The organism is Tsuneonella sp. HG249, assembly GCF_053819205.1.
Genome location: NZ_JBSOQY010000001.1, coordinates 253,996 through 266,151, shown reverse-complemented (window position 1 = coordinate 266,151; position 12,156 = coordinate 253,996). Strand labels below are relative to the sequence as shown.

The window sequence follows — 12,156 nt, the reverse complement described above, 5'->3', positions numbered from 1 at the left end:
CGGCCAGCGCGCAGACGGGGGGCGGCCGGCAGGCTGATTTTCAGGACCCGCTTCGACGCATCGAATGCGGACGGGTCCAAGCCTGCGACAGAGCGCGTCCACCGCCTTGACCGATGGATCAATGCAGTTTCACCGCTCGACTATCGCGGCATTCGCCGCGACGATTGTACTTACGTTTTTCGCCGCCGATGGATCCGGCGCCAACGCTGAAACCAGCGAGATCCGCACGCCGGTGGCTGAGCCTCAGTTGACCGACGAAACGGTGCCCGTGGCACCGCCAGTGCAGTTCGTGGCCGAAGAAGTGGCGCAGCCGCTGCCGGTCGAGAACGCCGTCCCGAAGGCTGCGTCGCTCAGCCAGCTCATCGAGACGATGCCCCAAGGGGCAGGCCTTTCGCGCGAGATGGAGTGCCTCGCGGGAGCGATCTACTTCGAATCGCGCGGCGAGCCCCTCGCCGGCCAGCTTGCCGTCGGCCAAGTCGTCGTCAACCGCGCCGAATCCGGGCGCTTCCCGGGCGATTATTGCGGCGTCGTCTACCAGAAGTCGCAGTTCTCGTTCGTTCGCGGTGGGGCCATGCCCCGCATCGATCGCGGCTCGCTCGCCTGGAAGCGGGCATCGGCCATCGCCCGGATTGCGCATGAGGGCCTGTGGAACAGCGGAGTCGGCGATTCGCTCTACTTCCATGCCACATACGTGAAGCCGAGCTGGAGCCGGACCAAGATCGCCCGCGCGACCATCGATACGCACATCTTCTACCGCTGATCGGCCACTTCCACCCACACCGGCACGTGGTCACTGGGTTTCTCTCGCCCGCGATATTCCTTGTCGACCCCGGCGGCGACCATTCGGTCGGCAAGCTCGGGCGAGAGCAGCATATGATCGATCCGGAATCCATGGTCGCGCTGCCACGCGCCAGCCTGGAAGTCCCAGAAGGTCCACACTCCGCCGCGCGGGTTGAGGGTGTCGAGGGCGTCGGTCCATCCGTCGCTCAGCAGACGCGCATAGGCGTCACGCGATTCGGGCTGCATCAAGGCGTCGAAGGCCATCGCCTTGGGTGACCAGACGTCCTTGTCCTCGGGGATGACATTGAAGTCGCCAACCACCGCTACGGGAATTTCCAGCTCCCACAGCGCCAGCATCCGCGTGCGCAGACGCCGCATCCAGGCCAGCTTGTAGTCGAACTTGGGCCCCGGCACCGGGTTGCCGTTGGGCAGGTAGATGCACACTACGCGGACGCCGCCCACATCGGCTTCGATATAGCGGGCATGCTCGTCTTCCGGGTCGCCCGGGAGGGTGCGCTGTGCCTCGACCGGTGCCACCCCATCCGCGAGGATGGCGACGCCGTTGAAGCCCTTCTGCCCGTGCCAGATCGCCTGGTAACCGATCTTCTCGAACTCGGCGTAGGGGAAGCCGTCGTCCTGGCTCTTGATTTCCTGCAGGCAGGCGACTGTCGGCCGGGTCTCCTCCAGCCATTCGAGGAGCCGCGGGAGCCGGGCCTTGACCCCGTTGATGTTGAAGGATGCAATGCGCATCCGGGGGGTTCTAGATGCCGAAGCTGGAACCGCAACCGCAACCGGCTGCGGCCTGCGGATTGCTGACCTTGAAGGCGGCGCCACCGAGCGATTCGACGAAATCGACAGTGCTGCCCGAGATGAGATCGAGGCTCACCGGATCGACCACCAGTTTAACCCCATCGGTCTCACTCACCGAATCGTCGCCCTCGACCACTTTGGCGAGATCGAACTTGTACTGGAAGCCGGAGCACCCCCCACCTTCCACCGCGAGGCGGAGGATAGGCGGGCTCGCCTGCCTGGCAGCGATAGCGGCCACGCGCTTGGCGGCGTTCTCGGTGAGGATCAGCGGTTCGGCCATGGCGGCGATATGGGGTGCCCGGCGGTCCGGCTCAAGCGCTCTGTATGTAGGAGCGCATGGCTTCGGCCTCGTGCGCGATGGCGTCGACTTGCGCTTTCACGAGGTCGCCGATCGAAACGAAGCCGCACATCACGCCGCTCTGCACCACCGGCAGGTGGCGGATGCGCCGCCGGGTCATGAGCTCGAGGGCATCCTCGATCTGGGTCGAAGGTTCGACGGTGATCGCGGGCGCGGTCATCACTTCGCCGACAAGCTTGTCGAGGCTCGCCTCACCTTCGCGCTCGAGACAGTAGATCACGTCGCGCTCCGAGAAGATACCCGCGACTTCGCCATGCCGCATCACCGGCAACGCGCCGATGCGGCGGTTGGCAAGGATGCCGAGCGCGTCGCGCATCTTCATGTCGACATCGCAGGTAAGCACTTCGCTGCTGGCGCGGCCGGCAATCAAACGGGCAATGTCCATCGGGACTCTCCCTTTCGTGGTCGGTCAGAATGCCACGATCGCAAGCCGATTGCCAGCGGCGCCGCACGAGCCCACATGACGGCCATGCCGAACTCCTCGCCGCTCGACGATCCCGCCAGCGCCGCCTTCGCGTGGGCGCGTTGGAAGCGCATGATGAAGATCATGGGCACGGCCACCGCCGTCACCGTTGCGGCGATCCTCGGCTATCTGTGGGTGTCTGAAACCGCGATGTCGATCCACTTCTACATCGCTGTAGGGTTGGGCGTGGGCGCCGCGATGATGCTGATGGGCGCGCTGATGGGGCTGGTGTTCCTCTCGAACGGCACCGGCCACGACGAAGCGGTGATCGACCGCCTAGAAGACGATTGGTAGAGCCTCGCGCAGGCGCAATTCCTCGACCGGCTCCCCCCCGATCAGGTGCTGCTGGATGATCTTCTCGAGCCCCGCCTCGTCGCACGAGTGATACCAGACATGGTCAGGCCAAACGACCGCGATCGGGCCCGCTTCGCACACCTGCAGGCAATCGGCCTTGGTCCGCTGGACTGTCCTGCCGACCAGCCCGAGTTCCTTGAGCCGCCGCTTGAGATACTTCCACGCGCGCTCCCCCTCCTCGCGCGAGCAGCAGGCCTGCTTGTCCGACATCGCGCAAAGGAAGATCTGCCGCTGGATGCGCTCCCCGCCGATCTTGGCCAGCGCCGCGCGGGCCTTGGGAATGTCGCCGGGCGCCGTCACTTTGCCTGGCGGCTCTGCGGCTTCAGCCAGCGACCCAGCCAGTCGAACACGGTGTTGTGCCACTGGAGCGAGTTCTTGGCTTTCAGCACCCAGTGGTTCTCGTCCGGAAATACCAGTAGCTGTGCCGGCACGTCCTTCATTTGCAGGGCGGTAAAGGCAGCCAGCCCCTGCGTGTAAGGGATGCGGAAATCGTTCTCGCTCGTGATCACGAGCATCGGCGTCTTCCACTTGTCGATGTGATGGACCGGGTTCCAGCGCTCGTAGGCGGCCGGGTCCTCCAAATAAGTCTTGCCGCCGTGCTCCCACAGGTCGAACCACCGTTCTTCCGTTTCGAACGCCATCGCGCGCGCATCGAAGATGCCGTCGTGCTGAACGAGGCACTTGAACCGGTCGGGCCAGACGCCGGCGATCCAGTTCATCATGTATCCGCCGTAGCTCGCGCCCATGGCGCAGGCGTTGTCGCCGTCGATCTGCCCGTCGAGCGCGAGCGCCGCGGCGAGGCCTTTCTGCAAGTCCTCGAGCGGCTTGCCGCCCCAGTCGTTGGTGATGCTGTCGGTGAAGGCCTGGCCGTATCCGGTCGAGCCGTGGAAATCGACCGAGATCACCGCGTAGCCCTGGCTCGCCACCACGCGCGGGTTCCAGCGGTTGGACCAGGAGTCGCTGAAACTGCCCTGCGGCCCGCCGTGGACGTAGAGGATCGCCGGCATCTTGGCCTGGACCCGGTCGAGCTTTGTGATTTGCCCCCAGACCGTGTCGCCATTGGCGCCCTTGAAGCTGAACCGGCGGGTGACGATGGGCGCGCGCTTGCCGAGAAGCGAGGTCGCCGCATCGGTCAGCGGAACGGCTTGGCCCCAGTTGCGCGACAAGTAGAGTTCGTTGGGTCCACCGATCGAGGCGCGGGTGAACACCAGCCCGCCGCCTGCCAGCGGCACCACGTTGCCGATCTGCGCCTCGTTGCCGGCCATCAGATCCAGTTTCTCGACGTTGCCGGACTGCGGGTCGATCCGGAAAGCGGGGGTGTCGAGCACATCTTCGGCGGTGACGACGATCCATCTGGAATCCGGAGTCCACGCGAGCGAGCTCACCGAGCGGTCCCACGTGGCGGTGAGCGGACGCACCTGTCCGGTGGCCAGCTCCTTGAGCATGACCGTCAGCTTGTCGGCCTCGTAGCCCGGTCGCGCCATCGCCGCCCAGGCGAGAAACTTGCCGTCGGGGGACGGGGCGGGGAGCGTATCGGTCGCCTCGTTGGCAGCCGTCAGGTTAGTGGGCGCACGGCCGGTAAGGTCGTTGAACCACAGGTCCACATTGGTCGAGCGCGGCTCGTTCTTGTCCGCCTTGCGCGCGGCGAAGAACACGCCGCGACCATCTGCCGACCACGCGATCTCCTCGACGCCGCCGAAGGGCTTGGTCGGCGTATCGCCCACCAGCGCATCCTTGCCGCTTGGCCCGTCGAGGGGAACTCCCCCGCCGATCGCCTTGCCGTCGACCAGAGGGAAAGCGAACGCGCGGCCATACACGCCGGGCGTTTCCCAGGAGTCCCAGTGGCGCACGAAGCCGACCTCGCCGTCGTACAGCCGTCCGCTGCCTGGGCCCGGCAGGTGGGCGGCGTTGTCATCGCAACCGAAAGTAGTGCAGGTGCGGGCAAAATCGCCCCACACCGCGAGCTTTGTCGCTCCTGGAGCGAGCGAGAAGCCGGCGACGGCCGCTTTGAACGCGGTGACCTGTACTATTTGGCTCCCAACACCTTCGGCCGACAGGCGCGCTCGCCAGACCTGATCCGTTTTCTCGCTCCCGCGATCGGACAAGAAATAGAGCAGGCCGTCGTCCGCGAATGCCGGGCTGGTGGCGGTGCCGCCCAGGTCCAGCCGGATCGAGGCGGCCTTCGCGTCGGCGAGAGAACGGAGGACCAGCGCGGTCGTTCGCGCGAAAGTCGTGGGGTCGGTTTCGGTCACCGAATAGACCGCCAGCGCACCGTCCGGGCTGACCGTCGCGGCGCCGAGACGGGGCAGGGTGACGAGGTCCTGCGCAGTCATTGGCGCGCGGGCGTCGGGCCGGGGCTGCGCGGGCTTGGCGGCGATGACGGACGAAGACACCGCGGCCAGCGCGGCGACGAGGGCGACCCTTGTTCTGACTTTCATGCGCCGCGGACTAGCGTCCCCACGCCGCCGAGGAAAGGCCTCAGCCGCGCTTCCCGGCGATGCGGGCGATCTCGTCCTTGACCATGCGCTCGACCATGTCGGGCAGGTTCTTGTCGAGCCATTCGGCCAGCATCGGGCGGAGCAGGTCGCGGGTCAGCCCTTCAAGCGAGGTCTCGCCCGAACGCACGATCTGCGGCGGGACGCCGGGCTCGGCGAGCATGGCGAGCGCGGCGAGGTTCTCCCGCATCGAATCGCGCGCCCGTTCGGTGATCAGCGGACCGTCGGCCGGGGCATCTTCCGCCACGAGCTCTTCGTCGCGCTCGTCGAATTCCGGCGCCTGTTCGACGTAATCGGCGGCGGCGAGGTCGAGCACCTCGTCCGCCTCCTCGGCATCGGCGGGTTCGGGCGCCTCGTCGACGCCCTCGGTCTCGCGCCGACGGCGCGTGTCGAGAGCAACCGCGCGATTGTCGCGCGCGATGACCTTCTTGATCGATTCGAGGATTTCCTCGACCGACGCTTCGCCGTCCTGGCGCATGTTTCCGGACCCCCGTCTCAGTCGACGCTGCTGGCAGCGCCCGAATCATAGTTAACCGGAATTTCCGCCCCGGGGGCCGGGATGTCAACGGTCCGCGTCGACTGGGCGACCGGGTCCGGATCCTTCTCCCAATCCCACCACTTGTTCTTCACCCGCTCGTAGTTGACCTGGGGGTCGTAAAGCGGCCCGTCGTCGCCGAGGCCGAGATCGCGCGCCTCGGCGCGGCCCATCGCGGCGAGCAGGCTGAATCCGGCGACGTAGGCGTTGCGCCGCGCGGTGATCAGTTGCGCGCTTGCCTGGACCAGTTCCTGCTCCGCGTTGAGAATATCGAGGATCGTGCGGTTGCCGACGGTGTTCTCGGCGCGCACACCCTCCAGGCTCAGCGTGGCTGCTTCGACCGCGCTCTGGTTGCTGGCAATGATCGCGGTCGCCGCCTGCCAGCTCGACCACGCCGAACGGACCTGGGCGATCGCATCCCGTTCGGCGGCGATGACGTTTTCGAGCGCCGCGGCGGAACGCGACTGGGCCTGGCGCTCCAGCGCCGCGGGGCGCCCACCCTGAAACAGCGGGATAGAAACCGAGACGCCGGCCTGGGCGGCAGTGGAGGTCTGGGAGACATCGGCCCCGATATTGCCGCCCAGCGTGCCGAGGAAATTGTTGTAGTCGCCGCCCGCGAAGACAGACACCCGCGGCAATCTGCCCGAGCCGGCGACCTCGATGTCGAAGCGCGAGGCCTCTGCGCGCTCACGCGCGGCGATCAGGTCGGGATTGTCATCGAGCGCGGCCGCAACGGCGTCGTCTACGCTGGCGGGCAGGCCCGGCAAGGGCGGTGGCGGCTGAAGGTTATCCGGCGCCATCCCGGTAAGGCGGATGTATTCCTCCCGCGCGGAAATAAGGTTGGCGCGCGCGTTCTGCAGGTCGCCTTGGGCGAGCGCCAGCCGTGCTTGGGATTGAGCCACGTCGGTACGGGTAAGGTCGCCGATTTCGAAACGGTCGCTGGTGGCCTGAACGCTCACTTGCAGCACTTCGACCTGGCTGCTGGCGAGGCCGACAAGCGCCTCGCTGCGGATCACATCCATGTAGGCGGCCACCGTCTGGGCGAAGATCGCCGATTCGGTACCGCGCAAATCGGCCTGCCCGGCCTCGACGCGATTCTCCGCCGCCTTTATCGAGTTCTTGACCGCGCCACCGGAATAGATCGGCACGGCGAGGTCGAGGCCGACGCCGAGCTGTCGTTCCGGTGCCGTGAAGCTGGTGGAGCTCTGCTTGACGAACTCGATGTACTGCGCGCTGGCGGTAGCATCGGGCCGTCCCGCCGACTTTTCGATCGGCACCGTTTCGTCGGTTGCCCGCTGCTGCGCGCGCGCGGCCTGCAGGTTGGGGTTGGTGCGGTAAGCGCCGTTGAGCGCCTCGCGCAGGGTGTCGGCGTGCACGGGTGCCGAGGCCAGGGCCAGCGCGCTGCCGAGCAGCAGGAGACTCCGGCCGCTGCGGATCATGATCAGAACGTCCAAGCTTTCGGTTTGTCGAAGGCCGCGATTCGCGGGATGCCCATCTCGGCAAGCGGCAACAACGAAATCGCACCGGCGGCCTTGCGGCCGATAGCCAGCCGGGTGACCCCGTTGGTAACTATCCCGGTGACGACCCTCGCACCGTCCGCGAGGCGGCCGGCAAGCGAAGCGGGTATCTCTTCGGCCGCCCCGTCGATCATCAGCAACGTATAATCGCCCTTCTTCTTGCCGCGCACCGCCTCAACGGGGGAGATCGCGTCGACTTTCGCGGACACGCCGCGCAAAAGCGCGGGAAGGTATCCGCTTCCGCCATCGACGACGAGCACGGCATCGTCGGTCGCCGGCTTCGATTCGGAGAGCAGGCGTCCGTAGAACAGCGGCGCGGCCAGCATGCCTTCCCCCTCGAGAGCGATGGCGCGGTCGATATAGGCGACGTCGCGCGCCGCGGCCGGAACGAACTCTTCCCGCGGGGTCGCCGCGATGCGCGAGAGGACCCACGGCTCGTTCACGCCGCTGGTGCGCAGCTGGCTGTCGATCATCGCGCGGCGGGCCGCGGCAAAATCGGGAGCGGGACGGGCAACGGAAGCCATGATCACGGAACCTGTATTAACAGCATAACACAGCTGGTCAACGTTGGCGGTATTAGTCGCAAAGCCCAATCTGCGCCAAGCGCTTTGACGCCCTGCCCGCACGAAGACTATCGGCCTGTGGCGAATCGGTCGGCAGGGGATAGGTTTCGATGAACGACTTGAACATGGCCGAACCGGTGGTGATCCCCGAAGGGGATCTCATCGACAGCGTCGCCGATGCGCTGCAGTTCATCAGCTACTACCATCCGATGGACTATATCCGTGCGTTGGGAGCGGCTTACGAGGCCGAGCAGGGCCCCGCGGCCAGGGATGCCATCGCGCAGATCCTCACCAACAGCCGCATGTGCGCCGAGGGGCACCGGCCGATCTGCCAGGACACCGGCATCGTCAACGTGTTTGTAAGGTGGGGGCAGGACTGCCGGCTCGGCTCGAACCGCTCGCTCCAGGACGTGGTCGATGAGGGGGTGCGGCGCGCCTACAATCTCCCAGAGAACAAGCTGCGCGCCTCGGTGCTCGCGGACCCCGCCTTCACCCGCCGGAACACCCGCGACAATACGCCCTGTGTGCTGTCGGTCGAGATGGTCCCGGGGCGTACGGTCTCGGTCGACGTCGCGGCCAAGGGCGGGGGCAGCGAGAACAAGTCCAAGTTCAAGATGATGAATCCCAGCGATTCTATCGTCGACTGGGTGCTCGAGATGCTGCCGCAGATGGGGGCCGGGTGGTGTCCGCCGGGGATGCTCGGCATCGGTATCGGCGGCACCGCCGAGCACTGCGTCAAGCTCGCCAAGCAGAGCCTGATGGAGCCGATCGACATGGCGCAACTGAAGGCGCGGGGACCGGCGAACGATCTGGAAGCGCTGCGGATCGAGATCTTCGACAAGGTCAACGCGCTCGGCATCGGCGCGCAAGGGCTGGGCGGGCTGGCGACAATACTCGACGTCAAGATAATGGACTGGCCGTGCCACGCGGCGGGCAAGCCGGTGGCGATGATCCCCAACTGCGCGGCCACGCGCCACGCGCACTTTATGCTGGATGGCTCCGGGCCGAGCTACCTTGAGAAGCCGAAGCTGTCCGACTGGCCGGACGTTCACTGGAAACCCGACCCGTCGGCCCGGCGTGTCAATCTCGACGCCCTGACGCCAGACGAGGTGCAGAGCTGGAAGGCCGGCGACCGCTTGCTCCTCAACGGCGCCATGCTTACGGGCCGCGACGCCGCCCACAAGCGCATCCAGGACATGCTGGCCAAGGGGGAGGAGTTGCCGGTCAGCTTCAAGGGGCGGGCGATCTATTACGTCGGCCCCGTCGATCCGGTTATGGGCGAAGTCGTCGGCCCAGCCGGCCCGACCACCGCCACGCGGATGGACAAGTTCACCGACATGATGCTCGACCTCGGACTGCTGGCGATGATCGGCAAGGCCGAGCGTGGGCAGGGCGCGGTGGCCGAGATCGCCAGGCATAAAGTCGCCTACCTGATGGCCGTCGGCGGCGCGGCCTACCTCGTCGCCCGAGCGATCCGCGAGGCCAAGGTCGTCGGCTTCGAGGACCTCGGCATGGAGGCGATCTACGAATTTCGCGTCGAGGATATGCCGGTGACCGTCGCCGTCGATGCGAGCGGGGCCAACGTGCATACCTTGGCCCCCGCCGAATGGCGCGAGCGGATCGCGCGCGGCGGGCTTCTTCCTACGACCTAGTCCACTCGATGAAGCGACTACGGGGCTCGACGCGGGGACTGGCGCCGGAGGACCCGCTGGGGCACTAGGCTGCGCGAATGAACGGCTCGGCGGAACAGGAAGACGGGGGGGTAGGCTTCCGCACAGTGCTCGCGTCGATCGCGGGCCTGTGGGCGTGCTATTTCGTGCTGGTCACGATCCGCGCGGCGATCGGGCTCGAGCTGCAGGGGGAGCTGCTCTGGCGCCGGGCGCTGGTCTGCTTCGCGGGCATGGCGATTACCGTGCTCATGTGGATGCTGCTGCGGATGTTCGACCGCGGGCGCCTGGGTGTCCAGATCGCGGCCGCGCTCTTGCTGGCAATCCCGGCGTCGCTCGCGATAGCCCAGGTCAACCTGTCGATCTTCGCCGATATCCAGGAGCAGGTCGAAAGCAAGATCGCCGAGCAGCGCGGATATTCGATCCGCCGCGATATATCGGGCAACATCGTCATCGAGGCGCCATCGATGCCGGGACCCGACGTCGATGGCCCGCTAGGCCCCGACAACGCCGATACCAGCCGGGTTGTCCTCCCATCGGAGGACAAGGCCGGCAATCGCTGGATTCCTCTGATCGAATTGGCCATCAGCCGCTACTTCCTGCTTCTCTCGTGGGCCGCTCTCTATCTCGCCCTGAGCGCGATCGGCCGAGCGCGGGAAGCGGAACGGCGCGAGGCCCGCTTCCGCAACGCAGCCCGCGCCGCCGAGCTGCGGTCGTTGCGATACCAGGTCAATCCGCACTTCCTGTTCAACGCGCTCAATTCGCTGTCGGCTCTGGTGATGACCGGCCGGCGCGACCGCGCGGAGGAAATGATCCAGGGGCTCTCCAGCTTCTACCGCAACAGCCTGGCGGAAAATCCCACCGGAGACGTCGAGCTCGCGAACGAGATCGCTCTTCAGCGCGACTATCTGGCGATCGAGGCGGTCCGCTTTCCCGACCGACTGCGGGTTTCGATCGACCTGCCGGAGAAGCTCGCCCCGCTGCTGGTTCCCGGCATGATTCTTCAGCCGCTGGTGGAAAATTCGGTAAAGTATGGCGTGGCCGCCACCAACCGCCCGGTGACGATCAGCATATCGGCACGGGAGGAGTACGACCGGCTGGTCCTGACGGTGGCCGATGACGGACCGGGGGTGTGCGAGCCTGCTGCGCATGGCTTCGGCATCGGCCTTGCCAATGTCAGCGATCGCCTGCAGGCCCGCTTCGGAAGCGATGCGACGATCGTTTCAGGACCGGTCGAGGGCGGCTATCGTACCGAAATGCGATTCCCCCGAGTGTCCGATGATTGAAACCAGCGCGCTTCAAGAACACCGCGGCGAGCCCCTGCGCGCACTCATCGTCGATGACGAGCCGCTCGCGATCGAGCGGATGCAGATCATCTGCGCACGAATTCACGAACTGCGTGTCGTCGGCACAGCGAGTGACGGCGCGGCGGCCCTTCGCCTGATCGACGCGCTCACTCCCGATCTCGTGCTGCTCGACATGACGATGCCGGAGATGGACGGTCTGTCGGTCGCCCGTTCGCTAGTCAAGAAGGCGCAACGCCCGGCGGTCATTTTCGTCACCGCGCACGAACATTTCGCGGTTGAGGCATTCGATCTCGAAGCAGTCGATTACGTCCTAAAGCCGGTAACGCCGGAACGGCTCGCCCGCGCCGTGGAGCGCGCGAGTGCTCGCCGGGGCACGGCTCCCAGCCGGCCGGAGAGCGACTGGCTCAACGAGCTGTGGGTTCCACACCGCTCGGAACTGCTTCGCATAGAGGTTTCGCAAGTCAGCCGGATCGATGCCGAGCGCGACTATGTGCGCCTCCACGTGGGGGATCGGACCTACCTGCTGCTGCAGACGATCGCCGGACTCGAGGAGCGGCTGGACCCGTCGAAGTTCATCCGCATTCATCGCTCGACGATCCTGCGGCGCGATTGCATCCGCGGGCTGCGTCATGATGGGCTGGGCGTCTGGTCGATCGAGCTGGAAGACGGCGAGACGCTGCGGATCGGGCGAACTTATATGCCGCGGGTCAAGGCTATGGCCGGCCGCTGAGGGCGGCAAAAAGAGTGGGGCCCGGGTAGGGGGACTGGACCTTCCCGGACCCCGATGCCGCGGGGAGCAGCATCGTTACGAGTAAGCTGTGGCCTCAGCCGCCCTTCGACTTCTGTTCGACGAGGGCGGCCATCTTTTCGCGGGCGGCATTGCGCGCGCTTTGGTAGCACTGGGCCGTGTTGCTGCCTTTGACTCGGGTTCCGGTCCGCTGGACGCCAACGCCGCAGTAGGCGCGGGCAGCGGCATCGATCCGTTTGTCGAGCGCTTTTTGGCCCTTAGGGCTGGCCAGGTCGAGGTCGTCATAGCGGACGACGAAGTCTTCTGCGGCAGCCGGGACACCGGCGATCAGCGTCAGCGCCGTCAGCGCAATCAAGGGGGTTCGCATCAGTCATTCTCCCGTATTGGCGAAGATCGTTCCGGGGGGTTGGAACGACTGCCTGGGATGCTGTTTACCGCCCCTGATTCCGTGCGTCGTCGCTGGGTCGACCGCCGTGCCGCAACCGTCGACAACTGTCATCGCCAGCGGACGGTCGCCGCACTGCGGCGGACGAACGGCAGTCCGAATCCGACGAATGCC

14 protein-coding genes are annotated in these 12,156 nt (G+C 66.3%); 5 read left to right on the top strand and 9 right to left on the bottom strand.

All coding sequences use genetic code 11. The features are described 5' to 3' along the window. Window positions 1-121 precede the first annotated feature (121 nt). Complete coding sequence (locus tag ACWPM1_RS01365) at window positions 122-760, top strand: cell wall hydrolase (RefSeq protein WP_455693050.1); 639 nt, start codon at window positions 122-124, stop codon at window positions 758-760. On the opposite strand, the gene xth is transcribed toward ACWPM1_RS01365, so the two are convergent. From xth to ACWPM1_RS01350, 3 genes are read right to left on the bottom strand one after another with little or no spacing between them, the layout of a single operon-like run. Further along, window positions 751-1,530 carry an exodeoxyribonuclease III gene (gene xth, locus ACWPM1_RS01360; RefSeq protein WP_455693049.1) on the bottom strand — a complete coding sequence of 260 codons (780 nt, stop codon included), beginning with the start codon at window positions 1,528-1,530 and terminating at the stop codon, window positions 751-753. The two genes, ACWPM1_RS01365 and xth, sit on opposite strands and share 10 nt — an antisense overlap. Before the next feature lie 10 nt (window positions 1,531-1,540). After that, complete coding sequence (locus ACWPM1_RS01355) at window positions 1,541-1,870, bottom strand: HesB/IscA family protein (RefSeq protein ID WP_455693048.1); 330 nt, start codon at window positions 1,868-1,870, stop codon at window positions 1,541-1,543. Window positions 1,871-1,901: 31 nt separating this feature from the next. Further along, complete coding sequence (locus tag ACWPM1_RS01350) at window positions 1,902-2,333, bottom strand: CBS domain-containing protein (protein WP_455693047.1); 432 nt, start codon at window positions 2,331-2,333, stop codon at window positions 1,902-1,904. Between the two features lie 84 nt (window positions 2,334-2,417). Between ACWPM1_RS01350 and ACWPM1_RS01345 the strand changes: the two genes are divergently transcribed. Next, a complete protein-coding gene (locus ACWPM1_RS01345; RefSeq protein ID WP_455693046.1) occupies window positions 2,418-2,705 on the top strand; it encodes a hypothetical protein in 288 nt (95 codons plus the stop codon). Here ACWPM1_RS01345 and ACWPM1_RS01340 read toward each other — a convergent pair. Genes ACWPM1_RS01340 through ACWPM1_RS01320 form a run of 5 tightly spaced genes read right to left on the bottom strand, consistent with a single transcriptional unit; the run spans window position 2,688 to window position 7,836 of the window. After that, window positions 2,688-3,065, bottom strand: coding sequence for a (2Fe-2S) ferredoxin domain-containing protein (locus tag ACWPM1_RS01340; RefSeq protein WP_455693045.1), 378 nt, complete (start codon window positions 3,063-3,065; stop codon window positions 2,688-2,690). The genes ACWPM1_RS01345 and ACWPM1_RS01340 overlap by 18 nt on opposite strands. After that, the gene (locus ACWPM1_RS01335) at window positions 3,062-5,203 is read right to left on the bottom strand and encodes a prolyl oligopeptidase family serine peptidase (protein ID WP_455693044.1); all 2,142 of its coding nucleotides are present in this window, start codon (window positions 5,201-5,203) and stop codon (window positions 3,062-3,064) included. The genes ACWPM1_RS01340 and ACWPM1_RS01335 overlap by 4 nt, the downstream gene beginning before the upstream one ends. A 40-nt stretch (window positions 5,204-5,243) precedes the next feature. Beyond that, the gene (locus ACWPM1_RS01330) at window positions 5,244-5,738 is read right to left on the bottom strand and encodes a DUF2497 domain-containing protein (protein WP_455693043.1); all 495 of its coding nucleotides are present in this window, start codon (window positions 5,736-5,738) and stop codon (window positions 5,244-5,246) included. Between the two features lie 17 nt (window positions 5,739-5,755). After that, on the bottom strand, window positions 5,756-7,234 hold the full coding sequence (locus ACWPM1_RS01325; RefSeq protein WP_455695097.1) for a TolC family outer membrane protein: 1,479 nt from the start codon (window positions 7,232-7,234) through the stop codon (window positions 5,756-5,758). A 2-nt stretch (window positions 7,235-7,236) separates the two neighbouring features. Beyond that, a complete protein-coding gene (locus ACWPM1_RS01320; protein WP_455695096.1) occupies window positions 7,237-7,836 on the bottom strand; it encodes a protein-L-isoaspartate O-methyltransferase family protein in 600 nt (199 codons plus the stop codon). Between the two features lie 164 nt (window positions 7,837-8,000). Between ACWPM1_RS01320 and ACWPM1_RS01315 the strand changes: the two genes are divergently transcribed. From ACWPM1_RS01315 to ACWPM1_RS01305, 3 genes are all read left to right on the top strand, one after another. Next, window positions 8,001-9,527, top strand: a complete 1,527-nt coding sequence (locus ACWPM1_RS01315) for a fumarate hydratase (protein WP_455695095.1) — start codon at window positions 8,001-8,003, stop codon at window positions 9,525-9,527. 77 nt (window positions 9,528-9,604) lie between these two features. Then, a complete protein-coding gene (locus tag ACWPM1_RS01310; RefSeq protein WP_455693042.1) occupies window positions 9,605-10,828 on the top strand; it encodes a sensor histidine kinase in 1,224 nt (407 codons plus the stop codon). Beyond that, entirely contained in the window at window positions 10,821-11,579 is a 759-nt protein-coding gene (locus ACWPM1_RS01305; protein ID WP_455693041.1) for a LytR/AlgR family response regulator transcription factor, read from the top strand. Before ACWPM1_RS01310 ends, ACWPM1_RS01305 begins: the two co-directional genes overlap by 8 nt. Window positions 11,580-11,673: 94 nt before the next feature. Here the strand turns inward: ACWPM1_RS01305 and ACWPM1_RS01300 are convergent, their stop codons facing one another. After that, window positions 11,674-11,964: a UrcA family protein gene (locus ACWPM1_RS01300; protein WP_455693040.1), complete on the bottom strand. Its 291-nt coding sequence runs from the start codon at window positions 11,962-11,964 to the stop codon at window positions 11,674-11,676. Window positions 11,965-12,156 lie beyond the last annotated feature (192 nt).

Coding starts and splice junctions, on each gene's coding strand:
- ACWPM1_RS01365 (WP_455693050.1), top strand. CDS start 122: ATGCAGTTTCACCGCTCGACTATCGCGGCATTCGCCGCGACGATTGTA.
- xth (WP_455693049.1), bottom strand. CDS start 1,530: ATGCGCATTGCATCCTTCAACATCAACGGGGTCAAGGCCCGGCTCCCG.
- ACWPM1_RS01355 (WP_455693048.1), bottom strand. CDS start 1,870: ATGGCCGAACCGCTGATCCTCACCGAGAACGCCGCCAAGCGCGTGGCC.
- ACWPM1_RS01350 (WP_455693047.1), bottom strand. CDS start 2,333: ATGGACATTGCCCGTTTGATTGCCGGCCGCGCCAGCAGCGAAGTGCTT.
- ACWPM1_RS01345 (WP_455693046.1), top strand. CDS start 2,418: ATGCCGAACTCCTCGCCGCTCGACGATCCCGCCAGCGCCGCCTTCGCG.
- ACWPM1_RS01335 (WP_455693044.1), bottom strand. CDS start 5,203: ATGAAAGTCAGAACAAGGGTCGCCCTCGTCGCCGCGCTGGCCGCGGTG.
- ACWPM1_RS01330 (WP_455693043.1), bottom strand. CDS start 5,738: ATGCGCCAGGACGGCGAAGCGTCGGTCGAGGAAATCCTCGAATCGATC.
- ACWPM1_RS01325 (WP_455695097.1), bottom strand. CDS start 7,234: ATGATCCGCAGCGGCCGGAGTCTCCTGCTGCTCGGCAGCGCGCTGGCC.
- ACWPM1_RS01320 (WP_455695096.1), bottom strand. CDS start 7,836: ATGGCTTCCGTTGCCCGTCCCGCTCCCGATTTTGCCGCGGCCCGCCGC.
- ACWPM1_RS01315 (WP_455695095.1), top strand. CDS start 8,001: ATGGCCGAACCGGTGGTGATCCCCGAAGGGGATCTCATCGACAGCGTC.
- ACWPM1_RS01310 (WP_455693042.1), top strand. CDS start 9,605: ATGAACGGCTCGGCGGAACAGGAAGACGGGGGGGTAGGCTTCCGCACA.
- ACWPM1_RS01305 (WP_455693041.1), top strand. CDS start 10,821: ATGATTGAAACCAGCGCGCTTCAAGAACACCGCGGCGAGCCCCTGCGC.
- ACWPM1_RS01300 (WP_455693040.1), bottom strand. CDS start 11,964: ATGCGAACCCCCTTGATTGCGCTGACGGCGCTGACGCTGATCGCCGGT.